The organism is Bradyrhizobium jicamae, assembly GCF_001440395.1.
In the GTDB taxonomy this organism is placed as follows: Bacteria; Pseudomonadota; Alphaproteobacteria; order Rhizobiales; family Xanthobacteraceae; genus Bradyrhizobium; species Bradyrhizobium jicamae.
Map to the genome: position 1 here is coordinate 1 of NZ_LLXZ01000169.1, position 25,438 is coordinate 25,438.

The 25,438-nt window shown below is 64.3% G+C and carries 19 protein-coding genes; 10 read left to right on the forward strand and 9 right to left on the reverse strand.

Annotated features, from left to right (window positions below; genetic code table 11):
• Window positions 1-2,449 (reverse strand): Rne/Rng family ribonuclease (locus tag CQ12_RS28655; RefSeq protein ID WP_057838648.1); only part of this gene is annotated, 2,449 nt, incomplete at its 3' end.
• 712 nt (window positions 2,450-3,161) lie between these two features.
• Between CQ12_RS28655 and CQ12_RS28660 the strand changes: the two genes are divergently transcribed.
• From CQ12_RS28660 to CQ12_RS28695, 8 genes are all read left to right on the forward strand, one after another.
• Window positions 3,162-4,505, forward strand: coding sequence for an N-acetylmuramoyl-L-alanine amidase (locus tag CQ12_RS28660; protein ID WP_057838649.1), 1,344 nt, complete (start codon window positions 3,162-3,164; stop codon window positions 4,503-4,505).
• 250 nt (window positions 4,506-4,755) lie between these two features.
• On the forward strand, window positions 4,756-7,275 hold the full coding sequence (locus CQ12_RS28665; RefSeq protein WP_057838650.1) for a penicillin-binding protein 1A: 2,520 nt from the start codon (window positions 4,756-4,758) through the stop codon (window positions 7,273-7,275).
• 208 nt (window positions 7,276-7,483) lie between these two features.
• Window positions 7,484-10,027: a penicillin-binding protein 1A gene (locus tag CQ12_RS28670; protein WP_057838663.1), complete on the forward strand. Its 2,544-nt coding sequence runs from the start codon at window positions 7,484-7,486 to the stop codon at window positions 10,025-10,027.
• A gap of 90 nt (window positions 10,028-10,117) precedes the next feature.
• Window positions 10,118-11,249 (forward strand): peptide chain release factor 2 gene (prfB, locus tag CQ12_RS28675; protein WP_156435816.1). Its coding sequence is split into 2 segments (ribosomal slippage): window positions 10,118-10,186 and window positions 10,188-11,249, totalling 1,131 coding nucleotides; the frame shifts between segments, so codons are not numbered across the junction.
• Between the two features lie 3 nt (window positions 11,250-11,252).
• Complete coding sequence (locus CQ12_RS28680) at window positions 11,253-12,122, forward strand: NAD(P)-dependent oxidoreductase (RefSeq protein WP_057838652.1); 870 nt, start codon at window positions 11,253-11,255, stop codon at window positions 12,120-12,122.
• 76 nt (window positions 12,123-12,198) lie between these two features.
• The gene (locus CQ12_RS28685; RefSeq protein ID WP_057838653.1) at window positions 12,199-13,137 is read left to right on the forward strand and encodes a DMT family transporter; all 939 of its coding nucleotides are present in this window, start codon (window positions 12,199-12,201) and stop codon (window positions 13,135-13,137) included.
• A 52-nt stretch (window positions 13,138-13,189) separates the two neighbouring features.
• Window positions 13,190-13,873, forward strand: a complete 684-nt coding sequence (locus CQ12_RS28690) for a helix-turn-helix domain-containing protein (protein WP_057838654.1) — start codon at window positions 13,190-13,192, stop codon at window positions 13,871-13,873.
• The gene (locus tag CQ12_RS28695) at window positions 13,870-14,367 is read left to right on the forward strand and encodes a cupin domain-containing protein (protein WP_198164282.1); all 498 of its coding nucleotides are present in this window, start codon (window positions 13,870-13,872) and stop codon (window positions 14,365-14,367) included. Before CQ12_RS28690 ends, CQ12_RS28695 begins: the two co-directional genes overlap by 4 nt.
• 9 nt (window positions 14,368-14,376) lie before the next feature.
• On the opposite strand, the gene CQ12_RS28700 is transcribed toward CQ12_RS28695, so the two are convergent.
• From CQ12_RS28700 to CQ12_RS44295, 8 genes are all read right to left on the reverse strand, one after another.
• Window positions 14,377-16,455 (reverse strand): carbamoyltransferase C-terminal domain-containing protein, encoded by a 2,079-nt coding sequence (locus CQ12_RS28700; RefSeq protein ID WP_083519523.1) that lies wholly within the window; start codon window positions 16,453-16,455, stop codon window positions 14,377-14,379.
• Between the two features lie 346 nt (window positions 16,456-16,801).
• Window positions 16,802-17,251 (reverse strand): SRPBCC family protein, encoded by a 450-nt coding sequence (locus CQ12_RS28705; protein WP_057838655.1) that lies wholly within the window; start codon window positions 17,249-17,251, stop codon window positions 16,802-16,804.
• Between the two features lie 150 nt (window positions 17,252-17,401).
• On the reverse strand, window positions 17,402-18,718 hold the full coding sequence (locus CQ12_RS28710; protein ID WP_057838656.1) for an O-antigen ligase family protein: 1,317 nt from the start codon (window positions 18,716-18,718) through the stop codon (window positions 17,402-17,404).
• A gap of 9 nt (window positions 18,719-18,727) precedes the next feature.
• A complete protein-coding gene (locus CQ12_RS28715; RefSeq protein ID WP_057838657.1) occupies window positions 18,728-20,155 on the reverse strand; it encodes a glycosyltransferase family 4 protein in 1,428 nt (475 codons plus the stop codon).
• Window positions 20,152-20,892, reverse strand: coding sequence for an ABC transporter ATP-binding protein (locus CQ12_RS28720; protein WP_057838658.1), 741 nt, complete (start codon window positions 20,890-20,892; stop codon window positions 20,152-20,154). The genes CQ12_RS28715 and CQ12_RS28720 overlap by 4 nt, the downstream gene beginning before the upstream one ends.
• Window positions 20,893-20,895: 3 nt before the next feature.
• On the reverse strand, window positions 20,896-22,818 hold the full coding sequence (locus CQ12_RS28725) for a glycosyltransferase (RefSeq protein WP_057838659.1): 1,923 nt from the start codon (window positions 22,816-22,818) through the stop codon (window positions 20,896-20,898).
• A gap of 7 nt (window positions 22,819-22,825) precedes the next feature.
• Complete coding sequence (locus CQ12_RS28730) at window positions 22,826-23,065, reverse strand: hypothetical protein (RefSeq protein WP_157088551.1); 240 nt, start codon at window positions 23,063-23,065, stop codon at window positions 22,826-22,828.
• A gap of 238 nt (window positions 23,066-23,303) precedes the next feature.
• Entirely contained in the window at window positions 23,304-23,462 is a 159-nt protein-coding gene (locus CQ12_RS44295) for a hypothetical protein (protein WP_157088552.1), read from the reverse strand.
• 117 nt (window positions 23,463-23,579) lie between these two features.
• On the opposite strand from CQ12_RS44295, the gene CQ12_RS28735 reads away from it, so the two are divergent.
• Both CQ12_RS28735 and CQ12_RS28740 read left to right on the forward strand, forming a co-directional pair.
• Window positions 23,580-24,452, forward strand: coding sequence for a DUF6502 family protein (locus CQ12_RS28735; RefSeq protein WP_057838661.1), 873 nt, complete (start codon window positions 23,580-23,582; stop codon window positions 24,450-24,452).
• Window positions 24,449-25,438, forward strand: a 990-nt coding sequence (locus CQ12_RS28740; RefSeq protein ID WP_057838662.1) for a DUF5666 domain-containing protein, incomplete at its 3' end; no start/stop codon positions are given. The genes CQ12_RS28735 and CQ12_RS28740, both read left to right, overlap by 4 nt.

The following is a 25,438-nucleotide window of genomic DNA, read 5'->3' on the forward strand; positions in this document are numbered from 1 at the left end:
GGGCGCCGCCTTCGCGTTGCTCGCCACGGCCGCGCCGGCGCCGGCGGCGCCTGCGACGTTGGCCGTCTCCGTCGCCTTCGCCCGTCGCCGCTTCGGCGGTATCGTCGGTCAGCCCTTCGGTCTCCTCGGTCTCAACCTCGGATTCGGTTTCGATGTCGTACCCATCATCGTCGTCATAGGCTTCCTCGACCTGCGCCGGGAAGGCGGCCGCCTGCGCCGCCAGCAGCGCCTTGGCCGCTTCGAGCGTGTGGACCTGTTCGCCGCGGTCGATGATGTAGGACTGCTGGCCGCTCACGGTGGCGTCGGCAACGACGGAAAGCGAAACCTTGAAGGCGTTTTCGAGATCGCGCAGATGGCCGCGCTTGTGGTTCAGCACATAGAGCGCGACGTCGGTGCGGGTGCGTACCACCAGATTGTGGGTCGCGCCCTTCATCAAGATCTCTTCGATGCCGCGCAGCAATTGCAGCGCGACCGAGGACACCGAGCGCACATGACCGGAGCCGCCGCATTGCGGGCAGGGCTCGGTCGAACTCTCCAGCACGCTGGCGCGGATGCGCTGGCGCGACATTTCCAGGAGGCCGAAATGCGAGATGCGTCCGACCTGGATGCGCGCGCGGTCCTGCCGCAGGCAGTCGGAGAGTTTTCGCTCCACCGCGCGGTTATTGCGCTTCTCGTCCATGTCGATGAAGTCGATGACGATCAGGCCGGCAAGATCGCGCAGACGCAGTTGCCGGGCGACTTCCTCCGCCGCCTCCAGATTGGTCTTGAGCGCGGTATCCTCGATGTGGTGTTCGCGGGTCGAGCGGCCGGAGTTGACGTCGATCGAGACCAGCGCCTCGGTCTGGTTGATGACGATGTAGCCGCCGGAACGGAGCTGAACGGTCGGCGAGAACATCGCGTCGAGCTGGCTCTCGACGCCCATCCGCGAGAATAGCGGCTGGCCGTCGCGGTACTGCTTCACCGCCCGCACGTTCGAGGGCATCAGCATCTTCATGAAGTCGCGGGCTTCCTGGTAGCCGGATTCGCCGGCGACCTGGATCTCGTCGATTTCCTTGTTGTAGAGGTCGCGCAGCGAGCGCTTGATCAGCGAGCCTTCCTCGTAGACGAGGGTGGGGGCCTGCGACCGCAGCGTCATGTCGCGCACGGTTTCCCACATGCGGATCAGGTATTCGAAGTCGCGCTTGATCTCGGGCTTGGTCCGCGAGGCGCCGGCGGTGCGCAGAATGATCCCCATGCCCTCGGGCACGTCGAGGTCCTGCACCACTTCCTTCAGCCGCGAACGGTCCTGGGCCGAGGTGATCTTGCGGCTGATGCCGCCACCGCGGGCGGTGTTCGGCATCAGGACGGCGTAACGGCCGGCCAGCGACAGATAGGTCGTGAGCGCTGCGCCCTTGTTGCCGCGCTCTTCCTTGACGACCTGAACCAGCATCACCTGGCGGCGCTTGATGACTTCCTGAATCTTGTACTGGCGGCGTGGCCGGAACGGACGCTCCGGAACTTCCTCCAGCACGTCGTCGCCGCCGACGGATTCGACGACTTCCTCTTCGGCGTCGTCGCCGTCATCTTCGTCGTCGTGACCATCGTCGCCTTCGCCAACGCGAGCGAACTCGTCCGGAGCGGCAGCGGCGTAGCCTTCACCGGCATGCTCGACATGCGGCGGCTCGTCGGCATGGGGCGAGCTATCGACCGCCTGTTCCTGGTCATGATGTTCTTCGCGCGCAGGCTCAGCGGTGGCTTCGGTGGCGGTCGCCTCGACCGGTGCTGCGGCAGGTACGGCCGATTCGGCTTCCGGGGCTGACGCTTCGCTTACGGCATCCGCGCGTTCCTGCGGGGCAGACGCATCGTCATGATGGTGGTCGTTCGGCTGATCGTGATCGTGGCCATGCGCTTCGTGTTCATGCGCGTCATGGTCGTGATGGGCCGCATCCTCGTGATGTTCGGCATCGTGCGGCTGTGCTTCGGCATACACGCCGTCGTGTTCATGTCCTTGTTCAAGCTCCTGGCCCTCATAGGGCTGGGCCGCCTGCGAGGGATCCTGGCCGGCGTTCTCGATGACGTCGCTCTGGACACGGTCGCCATGGCCGCGCCGGCGCGCATTGCGGTGGCGCGAGCGGCGGCGGTGGCTGGAGCGGTTCTCGCTCTCTTCCTCGGCTTCGCGATGGGCGCGTTCGTCGGCCTCGATCAGCGCCTGACGGTCGGCGACCGGGATCTGATAGTAGTCCGGATGGATTTCGCTGAAGGCCAGGAAGCCATGGCGGTTGCCGCCATATTCGATGAACGCCGCTTGCAGCGACGGCTCTACACGTGTGACCTTGGCGAGATATATATTGCCGCGCAGTTGCTTGCGCTGGGCGGTCTCGAAATCAAATTCTTCGACGCGGTTGCCGCGAACCACAACGACCCGGGTCTCTTCCGGGTGGGTAGCGTCGATCAACATCTTGTTGGGCATTTTGGAACTCTTGAAGGGGGCGGGCGCGGTGCATGGCGCGCGCAAATTGCGCGGCCCGGTGACGCGACGGTCCACCTGATTCGGGGGTGAGGGGAAGGCCAAAACGCACTTCTTGGCGCCGCGCCGAACGGGGGCCCACCAGAGCAATGCGACGTGCGAAGCTTTCGCTTCGCGTCGGCGCGATCGTTCCGTGGATCCTGGTCGGCAACACAGTCTGGCGCATCAAGCGTCGGCCCGTCTGAACATGTTGGCGGAAAGCGATACCGCCGTGTCTATCGCTGAAAGCCCGGTTCGGCGCCTAGACGCCCGCCGGCCATCGCATATCGGACCGTTTTGGGGTCCGGATAATCAGTTTTGCCGTGTCTCAAACCGTCCCTGGAAAAAGACCTGGGACCGGACGCCGCCCGGGCTCGAAACCGCCGCTCCGTGTCAGCCGCGCGCAGCGCTGGCTGGGGAGGGATCGGGAAAGACGCAGGAGGCCTTCGGTTCCGAAGGTTCCGGCGCTGCACCGGGAGGCTGAACGCGACACAACCGGGAGTATTAGCCGTCAGCACCTCGTACATACGTGGATTGGGGGCGCCGTGCAAGGGAACCTTCCGCGAGCGTCGCAGCACTGCAACACTTGCCCCTTTTTGCCGGGCGGATATTAAGGTCCGATTAACCCTGTGGTCCTAATCGGGTAAGGGAAGGCTCCTCCGGAGGCCCCGAATCGTTGGCGAGCCGCGCAAATCTCCTTGTTTTGCTGGGATGTGGCCCATTGTGCGCCGCAGCATTGCTGTGCACCCAGATGATCAGCCCCAGCGCAGCCCAAGTGGCAGCTCCTCAAGTGGCCGCTCCGCAGGCACCGGCCTCCGTCGCTGCTGCCCCGAGCCCGGCGGCGGGATCGAATTTCCCGGTCGCCTCTGACGCCCGGCTGGCTGGCGATGCCAGGCAGACCCGTTTCATCCTTGATCTCGACAAGCCGGTTCAGTTTCGCGCCTTCGCGCTGGCCGACCCCTATCGCGTGATCGTCGATCTTCCCCAGGTCAGTTTCACGCTCCCCGCCGGGGTCGGCGCGACGGGCCGGGGGCTGGTCAAGGCCTTCCGCTACGGTCTCGTTATGCCCGGGGGATCGCGGATCGTGTTCGACCTGACCGGGCCGGCCAAGATCGCCAAATCCTATGTATTGGAGGCGGCCAACGGCCAGCCGCCGCGCCTGGTGATCGAATTCGAAGAGATGGATCGCACCGCCTTCGTTCAGGCGCTGCCGCCCGAAAACCGTCCCGAACTGCGGCCTGCGATTGCCGAGGCCAACGCCGCCACGCCGGATGCCTCGGCCGCGACGAAGCCTGCCGCCCCGCCGGACAAGAGGCCGGTGGTCGTGATCGATCCCGGCCATGGCGGCGAAGACAACGGCACCCAGGCCGGCGGCGGCGATATCATGGAAAAGAACCTGGTGCTGACCTTTGGTTTGGCGCTGCGCGACAAGATCGAGAAATCGGGCAAGTATCGCGTCGTCATGACCCGGACCGACGACACCTTCATTCCGCTCGCCGACCGTGTGAAGGTCGCACGCAGCGAGGCGGCGGCGCTGTTCGTTTCGATCCATGCCGACGCCTTGCCGCGCGGCGAGGGCGACGCCCAGGGCGCCACCATCTACACGCTTTCAGACAAGGCCACCGACTCCGAAGCCCAACGGCTGGCGGATGCCGAAAACAAGTCGGATGCGATCGGCGGGGTCAGTCTTGCCGACGAGCCGACCGAAGTCGCCGATATCCTGATCGACTTGGTGCAGCGGGAGACCAAGACATTTTCAAACCGGTTCGCGCGGGTCCTGATGGGCGAAATGAAGAGCACCGTGCGGATGCACAAGCACCCGCTGAAATCGGCCGGCTTCCGGGTCCTGAAGGCGCCCGATGTGCCATCCGTGCTGGTCGAACTCGGCTACGTCTCCAACAAGGGCGATCTTGAGCATCTGGTGTCGGAAAATTGGCGGAACCGGACCGTCGGCTCGATGGCGCAGGCAATCGATACGTTTCTGGCCAAACGGCTGGCAACTGCCGGGCCGGCCAAGTAAAAAGCCCGATACGCACTGCCTGAAAGTCGACTGAAAAGCGTGCCCTTCGGCGGCCCAAGCCCTAGTTTGGCCACAGCGACAACGGTATAGATCGGATAGAAAATCGCGTACTGGTCTTCGGAATCGGTCAATATTGTCCGCCGGACCTTTATTATTGTTCGACCGCGTAGCGGCGACCCGTTCGGGGGGATTGCCGTGTTTGGATAGCCGCCGCAGATGACGGCGCAAGGGTTGGAACGGAACGTCGATAATGCGCTTGCTGGTCCGGTTTCTGGGTTTCCTGTTCGCCGCCGGCACGGTCGTGTTCCTGGTCGGCGTGGCCGGCGTTGCGGGCGCGATCTGGCATTTCTCCAAGGACCTGCCCGACTATTCGCAGCTTCAGGACTACGAGCCGCCGGTGATGACGCGCGTTCATGCGTCTGACGGTGCGCTGCTCGGTGAATATTCCAAGGAGCGCCGCCTCTATCTGCCGATCCAGGCGGTGCCGAAGCTCGTCATCAACGCGTTCCTGGCGGCCGAGGACAAGAATTTCTACGAGCACGGCGGCATCGACTTCACCGGCATGGCGCGCGCGGCTGTGCTCTATGCGCAGAACTTCGGCTCCAACAAGCGTCCGCAGGGTGCGTCGACGATCACCCAGCAGGTCGCGAAGAACTTCTTGCTCACCAACGAGGTCTCCTTCACCCGCAAGATCAAGGAAGCCTTGCTGGCGATGCGTATCGAGCGCGCCTATTCCAAGGACCGCATCCTCGAACTCTATCTCAACGAAATCTATCTCGGCCTTGGCGCCTACGGCATCGCGGCGGCCTCGCTGGTCTATTTCGACAAATCGGTCAACGAACTCACGGTCGCGGAAGCTTCCTATCTGGCGGCGCTGCCGAAGGCGCCGGCGGCGCTGCATCCGGTGCGTAACCGCGATCGCGCGGTGGAGCGCCGCAACTACGTGGTTGATCGCCTCGTGGAAAACGGCTGGATCAAGCAGGCCGATGCCGACAAGGCTCGTAAGGAGCAGCTCAACGTCACCAGCCGCGGCACCGGCGCGCATATATTCGCCGGCGAATATTTCGCCGAGGAAGTCCGGCGCGATATCTTCGAGCGCTACGGCGAAAAGAAGCTGTACGAGGGCGGGCTGTCGGTCCGTGCCACGCTCGATCCGAAGATGCAGGTGATGGCGCGCAAGACGATGGTTGCCGGTCTCGTTCGCTATGACGAGGCGAGCGGCTGGCGCGGTGCACCCTCGAAGCTCGACGTTTCCGGCGACTGGGGCGTCAAGCTCGCCGACGTCAAAGCGCTCAGCGATATCTCGCCGTGGCGGATGGCCGTGGTGCTGGAGACATCGGACCAGTCGGCGCGGATCGGTTTCCAGCCGGGCCGTGAACTCGGCGGCGCCGTCAGCAAGCAGCGGCAGACCGGCATCATCACGCTCGACGGCGTGCGCTGGGCCAAGGCGGCATCCGGGCCCGCCAAAGGCAGGACACCGACCTCGGTGGCGCAGGTGTTGTCGCCGGGCGACGTGATCTATGCCGATCCGCTGTTCGACAAGGAAGGCAAGCCGGTCGAGGGCCAGTATCGCTTGCGGCAATTGCCTGAGGTGTCCGGCGCGATGGTCGCGATGGATCCGTGGACCGGCCGCGTGCTGGCGATGGTCGGCGGCTTCTCGTTCGACCAGAGCCAGTTCAACCGCGCGACCCAGGCCTATCGGCAGCCGGGCTCGTCGTTCAAGCCGCTGGTCTATTCGGCGGCGATGGACAACGGCTATACGCCGTCGACCGTGGTGGTCGACGCACCCATCGAAATCGACCAGGGGCAGGGTGCCGGCGTCTGGCGTCCGGAAAACTATTCGTCCGGCAGATATGGCGGCCCGACGACGCTGCGTAACGCACTCCGGCAATCGCTGAACACGGTTACGGTGCGGCTGGCGCAGGACATCGGCATGCCCCTGATCGGCGAATATTCGAAGCGGTTCGGCGTCTATGACGAATTGCCGAATTACCTGTCCTACGCGCTCGGCGCCGGTGAAACCACGGTCATGCGCATGGTGACGGCCTATTCGATGTTCGCCAATGGCGGCCGCCGGGTGAAGCCGACGCTGATCGACCGTATCCAGGATCGTTACGGCCACACCATCTTCAAGCACGACGCGCGCGAGTGCCGCGGCTGCGACGCGCCCGGCGGCTGGAAGAATCAGAGCGAACCTCAACTGGTCGACCGTCGCGAGCAAGTGCTCGACCCGATGACGGCCTACCAGATCACCTCGATGATGGAATATGTGGTGCAGGCCGGCACCGCGACGGTGGTCAAGGAGGTCGGCAAGCCGATCGCCGGCAAGACCGGCACCACCAATGACGAAAAGGACGCGTGGTTCATCGGCTTCTCGCCGGATCTCGTGGTCGGCATCTATGTCGGCTTCGACAAGCCGCGCAATCTCGGCCGCGGCATGACCGGCGGCCATCTCGCGGCGCCGATTGCCAAGGATTTCCTCAAGCTCGCGCTCGCCGACAAGCCGGCGATCCCCTTCAAGGTGCCCGCCGGCATCAAGCTGGTTCGCGTCGATGCCAAGAGCGGCATGCGCGCCGGCCCGGGCGAGGGCGGCCGCACCATCCTCGAAGCGTTCAAGCCGGGCACCGCACCACCGGATAACTACTCCGTCATCGGCGTCGCCGACATGGACGGCCGGGCGCCGCAGGGATATCCGCAAGGGTATCAGCAAGGATATCAGCAGCCCGACGCGGGCAATATCATGCGTCCCGGCACCGGCGGCCTTTACTAATCCGATAGCTCCACTGCAATCGCAAGCTGCGCTTGCGATGTGGCCTGATATCGGGCCGGCACGCCGGGCTAGTATCACAGGAAAGCGAATTGCCCGATTTCGACCATTTGAGCATGGGATAGCGTCGGGCGGCGAATCCTCGGATAGAGGTTTGTGCGCGAATATACGTCGGGAATGACGACGCAACAGTTGGAATGAAACTTTGATAATACGCTTTCTGTTGCGGTTTACCGGCTTCTTGTTCGCAGCCGGAAGCGTGGTGTTCCTGGTGGGCGTGGCCGGCGTCGCAGCCGGTATCTGGCATTTCTCCAGGGATCTGCCTGATTATTCGCAGTTGCAGGACTACGAGCCGCCGGTGATGACGCGCGTGCACGCCGCTGACGGCGCGCTGCTCGGCGAGTATTCCAAGGAACGGCGGCTCTATCTGCCGATTCAGGCGATGCCGAAACTCGTCACCAACGCGTTCCTGGCGGCCGAGGACAAGAACTTCTACGAGCATGGCGGCCTCGACTTCACCGGCCTGGCGCGTGCGGCCGTTGTCTATGTGCAGAATCTCGGTTCCAACAGGCGCCCGCAGGGCGCCTCGACGATCACCCAGCAGGTCGCGAAGAATTTTCTTCTGACCAACGAGGTCTCGTTCACCCGCAAGATCAAGGAAGCGCTGCTGGCGATGCGCATCGAGCGCGCCTATTCGAAAGACCGCATCCTCGAACTCTATCTCAACGAAATCTATCTCGGCCTTGGTGCGTACGGTATCGCCGCGGCGTCGCTGGTCTATTTCGACAAGTCCGTGAACGACCTGACGATTGCCGAAGCCGCCTATCTCGCCGCGCTTCCGAAAGCGCCGGGTACGCTGCATCCGGTGCGTAATCGCGACCGCTCGGTCGAGCGCCGCAATTACGTGATCGATCGTCTGGTCGAAAACGGCTGGATCAAGCAGGCTGAGGCCGACAAGGCGCGCAAGGAGCCGTTGGTCGTGGCCAGCCGCGGCAACGGCGCGCATACGTTTGCCGGCGAGTATTTTGCCGAGGAAGTCCGCCGCGACATTTTTGAGCGCTACGGCGAGAAGAAGCTGTACGAAGGCGGCTTGTCGGTCCGCACCACGCTCGATCCGAAGATGCAGGTGATGGCGCGCAAGGCCATGGCCGCCGGCCTCGTAAATTTCGACGAAGCGCAAGGCTGGCGCGGCGCCATGAGCAAGCTGGACATTTCCGGCGACTGGGGCGTGAAGCTCGCCGAGATCAAATCGCTGAGCGACATCTCGCCCTGGCGGATGGCCGTGGTGCTGGAGACATCCGAACAGTCGGCCCGCATCGGCTTCCAGCCCGGCCGCGAACTTGGCGGCGCCATTTCCAAGGAACGGCAAACCGGTCTCATCACGCTGGATGGCGTGCGATGGGCGAAGCCGGCTGCGGCGCGCGGCAAACCGGCGACAGGCTCGGTCTCGCAGATCCTGTCGCCGGGCGACGTGATCTACGCCGATCCGCTGTTCGACAAGGAAGGCAAGGTGATCGAGGGCCAGTATCGGCTGCGTCAGTTGCCGGAAGTGTCTGGCGCCATGGTCGCGATGGACCCGTTGACCGGCCGCGTGGTCGCGATGGTCGGCGGCTTCTCGTTCGACCAGAGCCAGTTCAATCGCGCGACCCAAGCCTATCGGCAGCCTGGGTCGACTTTCAAGCCGCTGGTTTATTCGGCGGCGATCGACAATGGCTACACGCCGGCGACGATCATGATCGACGGGCCGATCGAGATCGATCAGGGGCAGGGCAACGGCGTCTGGCGGCCGGACAATTTTTCGGTGGGCAGCTATAAGGGGCCGATCACGCTGCGCGATGCCCTGAAACAATCGCTCAACACCGTCACGGTGCGGCTGGCGCAGGATGTCGGCATGCCCCTGATCGGCGAATATGCCAAGCGCTTCGGCGTCTACGAGGAATTGCCGAACTATCTTTCCTATTCGCTCGGCGCCGGCGAGACCACGGTGATGCGGATGGTGACGGCCTATTCGATGTTCGCCAATGGCGGCCGGCGGGTGAAGGCAACACTGATCGACCGCATCCAGGATCGCTACGGACGCACGATCTTCAAGCATGACCAGCGCGAGTGCCGCGGCTGCGATGCGCCGGGCGGCTGGAAGAACCAGCCCGAGCCGCAACTCGTCGACCGCCGCGAGCAGGTGCTGGATACGTTGACCGCCTACCAGATCACGTCGATGCTCGAAGGCGTGGTGCAGGGTGGAACGGCGACGATCATGCGCGAGGTTGGCAAGCCGATCGCCGGTAAGACGGGCACCACCAGTGACGCAAAAGACGTCTGGTTCGTCGGTTTTTCGCCGGATCTCGTTATCGGTCTCTATCTCGGCTACGACAAGCCGCGCACGCTGGGCCGGGCCGCGCAGGGCGGCCGCATCGCCGCCCCGATCGCGAAGGATTTCATGAAGCTCGCGCTGGCCGACAAGCCGCCGACCCCGTTCAAGGTTCCTCCCGGAATCAGGCTGGTCCGCATCGATTCGAAGAGCGGCATGCGCCCCACACCCGGCGATACCGGCCGTACGGTTCTGGAAGCCTTCAAGCCGGGTACCGCGCCGCCGGATAGTTACGCCGCCGTCGTCGGCGTTGCCGAGGGGGAAGAAGGACGGATGCCGCAGGGATATCCTCAAGCACAGGGATATCCTCAGGCGCAGGGATATCCCCAAGGGTATCGGCCCGAGACCGACTCGATCATGCGTCCCGGAACCGGCCGGCTCTACTAGACCGCCAGCAGGTTGCGCTTTGTGGCGTCCGCCGCTACATCCCTTGCGGCATTCATTCAATCGCGGCGCACGCCGCAGACAGAAGAGACCATGCGCGCCGAAGTCGAACGCCTCGTAGAAGAGATCAAGCAGTCAGTCGGGCTGCTGAGGAGGCATCTTTGACGTCGAGAAATCCACGGCCCGGCTCGCCGAGCTGAACAGTCTCGCCGAAGATCCCAATCTCTGGAACGATCCCCAGAAGGCCCAGAAGCTGATGCAGGAGCGCACCTCGCTGGTGGATGCGCTCGAAGGCATCGGCAAGGTCGAGCGCGAGCTCGACGACAATGTCGAGATGATCGCGCTCGGCGAGGCCGAGAACGATGACGGCGTCGTCGTCGAGGCCGAGAACGCGCTCAAAGCCCTGAAGAAGGAAGTCGCGCGCCGCGAGCTGGAAGCGCTGCTGTCCGGCGAAGCCGACAAGTTCGATTCCTATCTCGAAGTGCATGCCGGCGCCGGCGGCACCGAAAGCCAGGACTGGGCCTCGATGCTGCTGCGCATGTACACGCGCTGGGCCGAGAACCATGGCTTCAAGATCGAATATCTCGAAGAGTCCCAGGGCGAAGAGGCCGGCATCAAATCCGCCACCATCCAGATCAGCGGCCACAATGCCTATGGCTGGCTGAAGACGGAGGCCGGCGTGCATCGCCTGGTGCGGATCTCGCCGTTCGATTCCAACGCGCGACGGCACACCTCGTTCTCGTCGGTGCAGATTTTCCCCGTCATCGACGACTCCATCAAGATCGAGATCAAGGAATCCGACGTACGCACCGACACCATGCGCTCCGGCGGCGCCGGCGGCCAGCACGTCAACAAGACCGAGTCGGCGGTGCGCCTGACCCATATTCCGACCGGCATTGCGGTGGTCTGCCAGGCCGGCCGCTCGCAACACAAGAACCGCGCGCAGGCGTGGGACATGCTGCGCGCGCGGCTCTATGAGATCGAGCTGAAGAAGCGCGAGGAGCAGGCCGCCGCCGATCAGGCTGCCAAGACCGATATCGGCTGGGGCCACCAGATCCGCTCCTACGTGCTGCAGCCCTATCAGATGGTAAAGGACCTGCGCACCGGCGTGCAGACCTCGGATACTTCGGGCGTGCTCGACGGCGACCTCGACGAATTCATGGCGGCAACCCTGGCGCAGCGCGCGTTCGGCACCGGGCCGGGCTCGGTCGAGGATGTGGACTGATCCATGACCAAACTGGCCTTCATCGGGCTCGGTCGCATGGGTCACGGGATGGCCGGCCGCTACCTCGATGCAGGTTTTGACGTTGCGGTATGGAATCGCAGCAAGGCAAAAGCCGAAGATTTGATCGCGCGCGGTGCGCGCTGGGCGGCGTCTCCGGCTGACGCTGCCGATGGCGCCGATGCTGTCGTAACTATGGTTGCCGATGACGAGGCGTCGCGATCGGTCTGGCTCGGCGAGAATGGCGCTGCAGCGAAGATGAAAGCCGGCAGCCTCGCGATCGAATGCTCCACCGTGTCGCACCAGCACGCACTCGACATGGCGCGCGAACTGCGCGGCCGCGGCCTGATCTATATCGATTGTCCTGTCACAGGCCTGCCGCAAGCGGCGGCTGCCGGAAAGCTGACCTTGCTCGTCGGTGCTGACGCCGCCGATCTGGATCGCGCAAAACCCTATCTCGCCCCGATCGGCGACATCATCAGGCACTTTGGCGCCGTCGGCACCGGCACCGTCTTCAAGCTGATCAACAACCTGATAGGCGCGGTGCAGATCGCAAGCCTCGCCGAGGGTGTGGCGATGGCCGAGCAGGCCGGGCTGGACATGAACCTGGTCGCGGAAGCGCTGGCGACCGGCGCGGTGGCGAGCCCGCAGGTGATCCGTCATTCCAAGCGCATGGTCGCGCGCGATTTCTCCGGCGCGTCGTTCACGGCGGCGCTTCGCCACAAGGATGCGGCCTATGCGGTGGCGCTCGCCGAAACGCTGCTGCCCGGCGTGCCCGTCAGCCGCGCCGCGCTTGCCGCCTACGAGAAGGCGAAGGCAAACGCGCCCGATGAAGACGAAGGCCGGATGATCGAGATCGTGTCGCGGCCGAAATAGTCTTCGGAAATCGGGTGGACGGCGACGTGCATCCGGTCCTAGCTGGTTTACGCGATTTCACCAGGTTCTTGCGAAAATGACAGCCAGCGACGGCCGGATCGATACGCGCGATTGGGCATTGCTCGCCGCATTGTCGGTGCTCTGGGGCGGATCGTTCTTCTTCAACGGCGTGGTGCTGCGCGAGCTGCCGCCGTTCACGCTCGTACTGTTGCGCGTGCTGCTGGCCGCCATGATCCTGCTGCCGCTGCTTTACGCGCAGCGACTGCCATTTCCGACGGGGTGGATCGGCTGGCGGCCGTTCGTCCTCGTCGCCTTGTTCAACAATGTGCTGCCGTTCTCGCTGATCGTCACCGGTCAGATGTACATCCCGAGCGGGCTGGCTTCGATCCTCAATGCCACCACGCCGCTGTTCACAGTGGCGGTGATGGCGCTGGCGGGCGAGGAGAAGCTCATCATCAGGCGCGTGGCCGGTGTGATCGTCGGCCTTGTCGGCGTCGTGATCCTTCGCGGCGGCGGATTGGATTTTGCCAGCGGGCAGGGGCTCGGCGTGCTGCTGTGTCTCGCGGCGGCGCTGAGCTACGGCATCTCCGCGCTGATCGCGCGGCGCGCGCTATCGGATTCGCCGCCGTTGGCCACGGCCACGTTTCAATTGATGGCATCGAGCCTGATGATGATCGTCGTCGCCGGCGTTTTCGAGCGTCCCTGGCAATTGCCGATGCCGGGCGTGGCGACTTGGTTCGCGGTGCTCGGCCTTGCCGGCCTGTCGACGGCGCTGGCCTATATCGTTTTCTTTCAGATTTTACGGCGATCCGGCGCCACCAACGTCATGCTGGTGACGTTGCTGGTGCCTGTCACCGCCATCCTGCTCGGATCGCTCGTGCTCGGCGAGCAGATTTCGCCGCGCGAGATCGCGGGCGCACTGGTGATCGGCAGCGCGCTGCTATTGATCGATGGCCGCCTGCTGAAGTTTCCAAAGTGTTGGCTTGCTCGCGCAAGGGGGCGCGAGCCAGCTTGACATTTGCCTATATAGCAATACGATTTGCTATATAAGCAAACCGGAGAGTAGCGTGGTTTCGGCAGAAGCTGGCCGGCGCGCCCGCGAGGCGGCGCGCCTTGCCGGGATTGGCGCCGTCATTCGCAGGGCCCGTTCGGCGCGTGGTTTGACGCTCGATGAACTCGCCGGAATGGTCGGGCTGTCAGTGACATTTCTCTCGCGCATCGAGCGCGGCCTGATCGCGTGTTCGATCGGCAATCTCCTGGAAATTGCCGGCGTCCTTCAGTTGCCGCCGGCTGAACTGTTCGCCGACATCGATGGCGAGGAACGGACACGCGCGTATCGCGTGGTGCGGTCAACCGATGCGGTTCCAGCGAAGGACGCCGACGCAGATTATGCCTGGTGCAAGCTTGCGTCGGGCGTGGGCGAGCAGCGGCTGGAAACTTTTCTGCTGGAACTATCGGCCAAACCGCGCAAGCCGACGCTGGTCGCGCATCCCGGCGAGGAAATGTGTTTCGTCCTCGACGGCAGCGTCGAATTTCAGGTCGGCGACGAGACCATCGCGCTGGAGCGCGGCGATTCGATTCATCTGCGTTCGGACGTGCCGCATATGGCGTGGGCGCGCGGGTCCGGTAGCGCGCGCCTGCTCATGGTGACATCGATCGAAAATCAGTCGGCCATCGCGGTCGAATGGTGGAGCAATATTGCGGGCAGGAAAGGCGAACGAGAGAAAACTGCAAAAGGGAGAGCAAAATGAGTGCTGTCACGAGCAAGGAGATTCCCGACACCGCGGCCGCCAATGCGGAGTTGACGACGGCGCGCGAAGCATCGCGAAAGGATCACAGGCCATACGAGACGCGCCATTTCGACGACGTCGAATGGGAGACGATCCGCTGGCCGGGCGAAACAGGCAAAATGCTTTTTCATCCGCGGCCGGAACGTCCGACCGAACCGAACGCCGGAATTCTGCGGCTTGAGCCCGGCGCCTATCACCCCGAGCATTATCATGGCTTCGCGCAGGTCTGGCACATCCTGAAGGGCGAGTTTTCGATCGACGGAACGCTGCATGGTCCGGGAACGGTGCTGTTCCATCCCGACCCGCACTTCGAGGGCGAATTCCGCACCGAAACCGGCGGGGAGATATTCATCGTCCAGTATCCGGGACCGACGACCGGTGAGCGCCCGATCTATAGCGGCCGGTTCAACATGGCGGAACGGAAGGCGGTGGCGAGCGAACGCGTCGATCTCTGAACCGGCGGACTATCGCGCAGGCTGACTGGAAGCCGATGTCTTCCAGTCGGCAAGCCAGTTCCTGAACCTTCCGCTGTCACGCGTCCCCCCATGCCAGGCTGCGTGCACGGTGCCGTCGCCGGCGACCATGATGACGGCATCGAGCCCCTTGGAACGTCGCAGCGTATCGATCGCGTGCTGAGGGGTCTGGGCGATCGGGCCCGCGACATTGAAGGACGTGTTGACGGACAGTTCGACGCCGATATGGCGGCCGAGCGCCTTCAGATACGCGTAGGTGAGGGGATCGTCTTCGTTGCGCACGATCTGGATGCGGCCGGTGCCGTCAGCATGGATGACGGCCGGGATTTTTTCGCGCGCATGCGGCTTCGAATGCGCCGTCAGCACCATGTAATTATAGGCGTTGTAATCGGCGTCGGAGGCGCCAGGCAGCAGTTCGAAATATTCCTGCGCCGCCTGCAGCGTCGCCATCGGCGCCAGCGGGCGAATGGCCTCGCGATATTTGACGCGCTCGTTCAGGCGCTCGCGCGCCTCGGGATCGCAGGGGTTGGCGAGGATCGAGCGATGGCCGAGCGCGCGGGGGCCGGTTTCGGCCGCACCCTGATATAGCGCAATCACGCCGTTCTGCGCGACCATGAACGCCATCAAATCCGCGATCGCGTCGCGGCCCTCGGGCGTCGAGATATCGCCGATCTGTTGCGAAGCGACGTCGTCGGCTTCGAGCGCGCCGGCAATGTCATCGCGCGACGGCGGCGTGCCGCAATAGAAAGCATGCGTCATCGGCGCACCGCGCGGTGCGCCCGCCAGATGCGCGAACAGCCAGGCGGCGCCGATGGTGACGCCGGGATCGCCGGGCACCGGCGGCACCCACAGATGCAGCCGCGCGTTTCGTTGCTGCGCGCGCGCGAACCACGCTTCATTGAAATGCTCGAGCAGCCGCATATTACCGACCGCATTCAGCGCGACGCCGCCGGTGAGCACCAGCCGGTCGGCGCCTGTCGCGCGCAGCAGATGGTCGACGACATGGATCATGGCGTCCTCGAAAACCAGTTGCGTCGCGGCCGCCTTGTCGAGACGATCCTTGGTATCGGGACGGTGGTGGATGTCCTCGACGCGCAGCACCGCATCCGGATTCCAGAGCTGGTCCGGCCTGAGCGGCTCGCCGAGGATCTCGGTGAGGGCTTGCTTGTACGGGTGGTCGAACGGGTCGCAGTACCAGTTGGCCAGTGCGCGATTGAGCCTGACCTCGCCGTTCGCACCAAAATGCAGCACGTCGCGGAGCCGTGCGTAATAGGGATTGCTGGCGCGGTTCATGTCGCCCCAGGCAGCGGCGCCCATGTAGCGGCCCTCGCAGGACAGCCAGGTCCAGCCGCCTTGCGTCGACGAGATCACGCTGTAGAACGCGCCGAGTGAATCGAACATGCTGTCGTTGCAATAGAGCCGGCGCATCGCGCCATGCTCGACGACGTAAAGCGAGATCGAGCCCTGGTCGCCGGTGCCGTCGAGCACCGCGATTGCGGTCGGCGCGCCATCGTCGGCAAACGGCGAGGCGGCCCAGGAAAACCAGGCATGATTGTCGTGATGCGGCAGGCAGATCAGCGGCACGCGCTCGGCAAGCCCGATCTGTCGGGCGAGGATTTTTGGCGTGCGCGTCATCTGGTCGAGGCGGCGGCCGTCGAAGCCGGCGGCCTCGGTGGTGCGCAACAGCTTGGCGCTCTGCGGCAGTTCCTCGAGCACCGAGCGCGCCAGCGTGCCGGCGAGCGTCGGATAATCCCAGCTCGTGACCCAGGCATCGATATCGCCGATGTCGCGGCCCATGGCCCGCAGCGTCGCCACAACGGCGTCGATCGACAGTTTCGGATATTCTGTCGTGTGCTTGTTGCCGGAAAAGCGCTCTTCCTCGTTGTTGACGATCAGCCGCGGCCCGTGCGCCCGCGTCACCTCGACCAGCGCCAGCCCTGAATTATGCGTGCCGGGCGCGCCAAGACCCGCGAGATAGACGGTTTCGCCGCGCGCAAGTTTTCCGCGAACATGCGCGATCCGCGCACCGGCGAAATCAGAGCCGAGCTGGTGAAACCCCGCAACGCCCATGGTTTTTGCCGCCAGCCAGCGCGCGAAACGGAATCCGCCGGCCGCGAGTCTTGGATGTCGCGGTCCAATTCGTACGTTCGGTTTCAACCTGTCCAACCTTCCGGGCCTTGCTCGCATGGTAATGACGCGAAGGAGCATCAATCACAATTGCGGCCGGGCAACAATGCCGTTTCGGTATACGGAACAGGCACATGCTCGCAAGCGCGGATGCGGCTTGCGAGCATGTGCCTGCAAGAAGGCTGAAAACTAAAGGAGAAAACGGTGTCGGTTCGTATGCAGAAGCGCGTTCCTTTGACGGCCCAGAGAGAAGAGGCACCGCGGCGTGGTGCCTCTTCTCGACCCGTCACTATCCCGGAATATTCGGCTCCACGACCAGCGCGAGCTGGGCGAGCGACTGCTGCCAGCCGAGATAGCAGGCCTCGACCGGAATCACCGTCGGCAAGTTTGCCTGTTCGATGTTGACCTCGGTTCCGACCGAAACCGCCTTCAACGTCACGGTGACCTCGATGACACCGGGCAAATTGGGATCGTCGAAACGATCGGTGTAGCGGATACGCTCGTTGGGCACGATCTCCAGATATTCGCCGCCGAACGAATGGCCCGTATTCGTGGTGAAGTTCGTGAATGACATTTTGAATGTGCCGCCAACTTTCCCTTCAAGATGGTGGACCTTGCAGGTGAAGCCATAGGGCGGCAGCCACTTGGCCAGGGCTTCCGCATCGAGGAAGGCGCGAAAAACCTTCTCCGGCGTGGTGGCGAAGACACGATGCAAACGAACGGTATTGCCTTGGGACATGACGTTATATTCTCCGGTACTGAGCGGGGTTTTATCGCAGGTTAGCTCAGTCTCTGCCACAAGGACGACTGAACTCCATGTGAGCCGACACCGGGTCCCAAAAAAATCACCGACGTGGCCGGGCGCCGGTTTCGCTTCAGGTAACCGCACTCAGAAACTTCTGCGGGTCCGCAACGTCGCCGTCGATCCGGGCTCGCTGCGGCGCCTTGCCGCGCGCAGCGACATGCCGCCGGCCACGCCGACGCCGAGCACGTACAGCCAGCCCTGGTGGAAATCGAACAAATGCGAATTCAGGAGTGAACTGACGACATTCTGCACGACGACGACCAGCCCGATCCAGCCGGCGAGCGTCCGTCCCGTGAACATGACGAGATGGCTGAGCCACATCGCGTAGAGCAGCAAGACGCCGAGCAGCCCCCACTGCACCGCGATGGCAAGCGTTTGGTTGTGGGGATTGTTAACGATCTCGGCCTCCAGCCCCGTCTGCCCGCCTGCGTCGCGTTCGAACTGCGCCTTGATCGAGCCGGTGCCGTGGCCGAACAGCGGGGCTTCGGCAATGAACTTGATCGACTTGCGCCAGTAGGTGAGCCGCTGCGCCGTCGATGCGATTCCGCTGATGTCGCGCGCCTGATATTCGACGCCGATATCGGCGATACGCTGGCGCAGATGGGGCGAACTCGTCCAGACCAGTGCACCAGCGATGGCCACGCTCGCCAGCAACGCCAGCATCGGCCGCCGGCTGAGATGGCGCGCGGCAAACAGGACCAGCAGGACCGCCATGTAAATCAGCGCGGTCCGCGCCAGCGCTGCGAATAGCATGTTGGCGATGAAGGCCAGCATCAATGCGAGACAACCGGCCGCCAGCCTCCATTTTTTCCAGCGCCACGCGATCAACGCCGGCAGCGCCAGCGCGAAGGCGCAGAGCGCGAATTCCTGGCTCTGGTCGATATAGTTTTTGACGGGGATGCCGGCAGAGAGCGTGTTCGCAGGCTTCAGGCCGGGAACGAACAGCACGATCCAGGACAGCATCATCAACAGCGTGCATGAGGCGAGGAAGCCGATCAAAACCCAGGAGCCGCGTTGGCTGCGCTGGAAATGGTAGAGAAGGAATGGGATCAGCAGCAGTTTTGCGACCGGCTTGATCCCATGCAGACGTGTTGGCCAAGGGCCGTCTGCCCACAGCGTACCGAAAACGGCGAGCGCCAGGAGCGCGATCGGCCAGAGGCGGGCCGGATCGGTGAGATCCTGTACAAACGTTTCCCAATCGATGGTGGGAACGACGATGATCAGCCAGAGCACGACCAGGATTGATGTCGCCGAGGTCGACCATGGCAGCGAGGCCGCGATCAGCACGGCGGCGATATCGGCTGCGAGCAGCCAGATCGCCGACCGGCGCCAAATGTGGAACCGATCGAGCCAGGGCGAAAGTCTGGCGGGCGCGAGCATAGCGTCGGATTCGACCGTCATGGAGAGCCCTTACGTGCCGTGCGCGGCGAGGCCTTCCAGCAGCGCCACGCTGGGGGCCATTTGCGGGGCCGACACCAGGCTTTCGCCGGTTGCCTGCAGGGTGAGGAAGTCGCGGGCCTGGGTGTGATAGCCGAAACGCTCGGTCAGTTCCTCGCGCCGGGCGCGGATCTTGCTTCGCCACTCCTCCTGTCGCGCCAGCACCCGCGCGACGGAAGCGCAGATCGATTCGGTCGAGAACGGATCGAAGTAATCGGCCAGTTCTCCCGCGACTTCGCGAAACACGGGAATGTCGGAGCACAGCACGGGTGTATTGGCCGCGAGCGCCTCGATGATCGGCACGCCGAAACCCTCGGCGAGGCTCGGCATGATCAAACCGTGCGCTTCTGATATCAGCGCCGCTTTTTCATGCTCGTCGACATAGCCTGCGAAACGGATGTTTTGCGGCAGGCTGCGCATCCGGCTTGCGCCGCCGGCGTAGCCGATCACGACGAGATCGGCCTGCGGCAGTTTCTTGAACGCGCGGATCACGGCATTGACGTTCTTGCGCGGCTCCGCCGAGACGATGACGACGAAGCTCGGTCGCGCCGGATGCGCAGCGTCAGTCGCAACAGCCGGCGCATCTGAAGCGTCGAAACGGGTGCGCGGATAGACCACCCGCGCCGGCAGATGGGAAAATTGCGGCAGCAGATCCCCAAAGCGGTTCTTGCTGTAGTTTGAGACGAATGCCAGCTCGTCGGCCTGCTGCAGGCTGGTGAAGAGGCGGGACAGGAACAGCCGCGTCGCGACGTCGCTGAGCTTGAGGTCGGTCAGCGGCAGCAGGTCGTGCACCACGCAGACGACCCTGGCATTCGGCCGTCGCTCGATGGCGACCCGCGTCGGCGTGTCGATGAGGATGATGTCGTAGTCGCGCGCGTCGATCCGCGGCGCCGGCAGCCGGATCAGCGCGGAAGTGTCCTGATAGCTGTAGAATCCGGGCTCGAGCAGAAAGTGCCGGAACAACTCGAGATGCCGGAGATCTGTCGGGATATATTCGAAGCCGCCGGACTTGTTCTCGATCAGCTTGGTGCGCAGCGGCAGGACGCCGATCGCGCGCAGGGAGCACAGGCCGAACTCCCATGAGGTCGACATGCTGATACGGTGCCTGAACCAGTCGATCGTGCGGCGCAGGCTGCTGCGCGTCATCGAATCGTTCATGTTGGTTTCATCGAGAAAGCGATAGAGCGCGAGAAGCTCGATCAGGCGCGAATCCGCCGGCAACAGGCGCGACTGCCGCTGCCGCCGGCGCAGTTTGCGATAGCGGCGCGTGGTTTCGACCACGAGCGTGAGCTCATGTCCTTCGGTGGCGAGCGAGCGGATCAATTCGCGGGTGAAATGGAAGATGCCGCGCTTGTGGTTGGGCTCGCCGAGCGATTCGCTGACGACCAGTATCTTCTTCATGCTCGCTTCTCTCGCAATTCAAAGGGATAGGCGGAATGGATTTCGGGATAGACCGTGTTGACGATCCGGCCGCGGTCGAGATGGACGATGCTGGTGCAGGTCCGGCGCAACAGGTCGTGATCGTGGGACGCGATGATCACGATCGCGGCCTGCGAAACCAGCTTGAGCAGCCGCTGCTCGGCCTTCGCCGAAAAATTCTCGTCGACCACGCTGAGCCACTCGTCGAGCAGGAGGATGTCGGCCGGAAACGCGGTGGCGGTCGCAAACAGGACGCGCATCAGCATGCCCGATGAGAACATCCGCAGCGGCAGCCGCTGCATGCGTTCCTCCAGCTCCGTGAACGCCCAGATCTCGTCGATCATCGCCGGCGTCGGTTTCCGGCCGCTGATCCGAAGCAACAGGCTGATATTTTCGGCCGCGACGAAATCCATGTTGACGCCGGCGTTCAGGCCGAGCAGCGGCACGATGTTGCCGGTGATCCCGACATGGCCGCTGCTGGCCGGATAGACGCCAGCAATCAGCCGCAGCAGCGTCGATTTGCCGGAGCCGTTGGGGCCGGCGAGCCCGATGCGCGCGCCGGCAGAAGCCTCGATCGAGATGTTGTCGATCGCGCGGATCGTCGGCGTCGGGGTCGAAGCGCCGGCCAGTCGTCCGAGCAGGCGGCGCTTCAGCGAAAAGTCGTAGGCGCCGTACAGCGGATAATCGAGACAGACGTCGCGGAGGATGATGCTGGCCATGCGTCAAATCCAGAATGCGGCTTTGCGCAGGCGCGCGATGGTGATGACGCTCGCGACCGCCAGCACGGAAACGACCGCAAGCACATAGGAGACGCTCGACATCGCAACGTGGCCGGTCGCGAGCGGCTCGCGCCAGATCGCGAACAAATGCGTCAGCGGATTGAGCTGCATCACGGTGGAGGCATGATTGAGCATCTCCGTCGACCAGATGATCGGCGACGACAGGAAGGCCAGCATCAGTCCGGATTCGATGATCGGCTTGAGGTCGCGGTATCGGGTCGCCAGCGCGCCGAGCACGAGGCCGAGGCCGAGTGTGCAGACGACGAAAAGGGCAAACCCCGGCAACGCCGCGATCGCGCCGCCAAACTCCTTCGGCACCAGGACGAGCCAGAGGATCAGCGGCACCGAGGCATTGTGGAGTGCGAACAGCGCCTGGCGGAACACGCATTGCAGCAGGAACACGACCGGCGGCAGCGCGCGGTCCTTGATCAGGCTCGCTGAGTTCTGCAGCGCGGTGGTGGCGTCCAGCACCACGCTGTTGAGAAAGGTCCATGCCGTCAGGCTGAGCGCGAGCATTGGCAGACGGGCGACCGCATTGGCATTGGAGAGGTGGCCGATCACCGAGCCCAGCACCGCCACCATGATCGCCATCTGGATCGACATCCAGAACGGGCCGAGCAGCGAGCGGACATAGCGGTGGCGCATGTCCGACCAGGCGAGCGCCGCCGCGATCTGGATGGTTGCGGGCCATCCGATCGCGGCGGCTCGTGAGGCGCGCACCGCCGGGGCTGGCGCGGCAGCGGCCTCGCGATAGATTTTCTCGATCCCCTTGCAGAAGGCGGCGGCGGAGTATTTGGTCGCGGCGCGCTGACGCGCGGCCTCGCCCATGCGCCGGCGCCGTTCCGGATCGGCGATCAGGGTATTGATCGCTTCGGCAAGCTTGTCCGGATCGCCCGGCGGGACGGTGATGGCCTCGATGCCGTGGCGGGCAACCTGCGGCACGCCGGTATCGAGCGAGGTGTTGACGACCGGCCGTCCTGCGGCCATCGCCTCGAGTTGCACCAGCCCGAACGTTTCGGCATTGGTCACCGACGGCATCACGAACACGTCGGCGATGCCCATCAACTTGATACGATCGCTTTCCGGGACGGAGCCGAGCAGGCGAACACGATCCTGAAGTCCGAGGTTCTCGATCAGTTGCTCGAGCCGTTCGCGTTCACGGCCTTCGCCGACGATCCAGACCTCGAACGACTGGCCGAAGGCGGCGCGGACCAGCACGTCGAAACCCTTGTAGGGAACCAGACGGCCGCAGGCCAGCACCAGCCGTCCGCGCGCGTTGACACGGTCAAGCCGCGGCGCCGGCGGGTCATATTTGGCAACGTCGATGCCGAACGGAACCGCATGGCACTTGTCGGCGAATTCGCGCAGCAGCGGCGTGTTCTGGATCAGCACGGGATCCGACACGATGATCGCCTCGGCCCGCCGCAGCGTCCGTCGCATCAATGGCTCGATGAAGGGCCGCAAGGCGGCGTGCGAGACGATGTCTGCATGCCAGTGCACGACCAGCGGCCGGCTACGGCCAAACCCCAGTGCGAACACGAGGTCGGCAAGCGGGAAGGGCGCATGCAGCGCCAGCAGATCGTGCTCGGCGATCCGGCGCCACAATCGCAGCGGATAGGCCGGCGCGGCCGGCAGCGACAGCACGTCTCCGAACGAGCGCACGCGCTCGACCGCGACGTCGTTGACGACGATCCGGCTTTTGCCGCCGCTCTTGGAGCACACCAGGACGCCGGCCGAGAACATGTCCTTCAGGCCGGCGCAGATGTCGCGGATCACCGAAAGCGTGCCGCCGAACAGATCGGGGTAATAGACCTTGAAGATGTGAAGCACCGACGGGCGCCGGGCCGAATGGAGCGACGGGATCATGGGCAGCTCATTGACTTTCGGTTTGCGCTTCGCAGTGGCGTTCGATCCGCCGGTTCAGGAATTTCCTGATCGCTGCGATGTTGAATTCGATCTGCTCGCGCCGCGCCGGCGATGAGGAGGCGGTTGTTTCGCACCCCACCACCACACGTTTGCCTTCGTGCCGAGCCAGGACGATCGCGACCGAGGTCGCGTCAGCGTTCGCTTTCAGCGCGAAATGCACGCGGCTTGCATATTCGCCGGCGCGCAAGGCGTCGAAACCGAAGGCAAGCAACCGGCCATAGACGTAGAGCGCGAGCAGGTCGGTTTCGCCGAAGGTGCGGGGAGAGCCTGGTGCCCGGCAGGCAGGGATAGCCGCCGGTTGCGATCGTCAGGATGAAGTCGTCATAGGAGACGTCCGCCGTCCGGCACGCATCCGCCAGCCACAAGTCGAAGCGCATGGAATTGGTCATCGTTGTTGATCCGCCGTTGCGCACGGGTCGGGCCCGTCAGCGGGCGAGCAGGGCGACGACGAACGGCGCCGCCAGTCCGGCGAGAAAGATCACGCCGCGAAGCAGGGCCGGCAGCATCGGCGCGATGGCGGCGCTGCCATCGCGTTCGGTCAGGGCGTGTGTGGAGGCGGAAACTCGGTCCGAAAGGCGAGACATGCGTCGATTTCCCCGTGGTTAACGACTCCCCAATATGTGGGAAAAATACCCACGTCAATCCCGATCGGCAAAAAAGTGGGATTGTGTCCCACGCCCTGCACCGGTAAAAACCTCGTCATGAATGCCAAATCGGGGAAATCGACGCCGGCCTCGCAGCAGTCGAACGCCGCGGAGAAGCTGCATGCGCCGCTGGCGCGGCTGCTGCGCCCGCTGGTCCGGCTTTGCATCCGCAGCGGCATGACGTTTCCCGCGCTGGCGCAATTGTTGCGCGAGCTCTTCGTCAATGTCGCCGAGCACGACTTCGCGCTGGAGGGCAAGGAGCAGACCGACAGCCGCGTCAGTCTGCTCACCGGGATTCATCGCAAGGAGGTAGCGCGGCTGCGTGGCGCCGGCGCGCCGGTTCATGAGACGCCGGCCACGCTGTCGCGCACCAGCGCAATCATCGCGCGCTGGCTCGCCGCGCCTGAATTCACCGATGCGAAAGGCGAGCCGCTGCCGCTGCCGCGCACGGCGGAGGGCGATGCGCCGTCATTCGAGCAGCTGGTGCAGTCGATCACCAAGGACGTACGCCCGCGCGCGGTGCTCGACGAATGGCTGGACCGCAAGCTCGTCGCCATCAACGGCGATGACGAAATTGTGCTGATCGATACCGGCTTCGTCCCGCACGGTGACGACGATCGCAAATGGCACTATCTCGGCCGCAACCTGCATGATCACGTCGCAGCCGCCGCGGAGAACGTTTCCGGGCCCGCGCCGCGCTTCATGGAGCGCGCGGTGCACTATGACGGTCTGTCGCCGAAACTGGCGAAGCTGCTGGAAGAACGTTCGCGCGAACTCGCCATGGAGGCGTTGAAGGTCGCGAATCGCGAAGCCAACCGCGCGCTCGCCAAGGACAAGGGCGGTAACAGCCGCTGGAATTTCGGCGTCTACGTCTTCCAGGAAGACCTCGATGGCAAGTCCGATGACGGCAGCGAAGGCGGTCCGTCATGACAAAGCCACCGGTCATCTCGCGTCGCCTGCTGCTGGCGGGGTTTTGGCTCGCCGGGACGTCCTCGCTGTGGGCGCAGACGAGGCGCGGCAACGACCAGGGCATCGGCGGCACCGGGATTTCGCGCGGCGACGATCACGGCATCGGCGGCACCGGCATTGTCGGTGTGATCCAGCGCTTCGGCAGCATCTTCGTCAACGGTGAGCGCATCGGCTACGCGGCTAATGTGCCGGTGCGGATCGACGGCGAGGCTTCATCGGTGAAGGCGCTGCGGGTCGGTCATGTCGCGCGCGTGGTGGCGCAGCGCCAGGCCGACGGCACGCTGACCACGGGCCGGATCGATGCGGTCAGCGAGGTCGTGGGGCCAATCGAAAGCGTCAAGGCCGGCGAGATGACCGTCCTCGGCCAGAAGGTCGCGTGGACCGGGCGTGAAAACTGGCGCGTGGGTACGCAGGTGGCGGTCTCCGGACTGCGGCGCACCGACGGCGTGATCGTCGCAAGCATGGTCGAGCAGCGCCGCAACGCGACCTCGCGCGTGACGGGGCCACTCGAACGGGATCGTGACGGCCTGCGGATCGGCGGCCTGCGGCTCGACGGCGCCGATGCCGCGTTCGTCGGCCAACGTGTTCTCGCTGAGGGGCGCGTCGCGCCGGGCGGCAGGATGCAGGTCTCGCGCGCAAGAGCCGACGACTTCTCTGATTTGTCCGGGGCCACGCGCCTGTCGATCGAAGCCTATGTGCGGCGCGTCGGCGCCAATCTGCAGTTCGGCTCGGGCCTTGTGGCACGCGACAACTCGCGCTTCGAGCCGGGGCAGGATACGCGCGTGGTGGTGAATGCCGTTCCGGACGGTTCGCGGGGCCTGCGCGTTGAATCGGTCCAGTCGGTGAGCCACTTCCCGGGCTCTTCCATGCAGGGTCCGCGCGCGCCCGATCGAGCGCCCGGTTCAATGCAAGGTCCGGGTCATGGCGGCGGCAGCCGTCCTGATGCG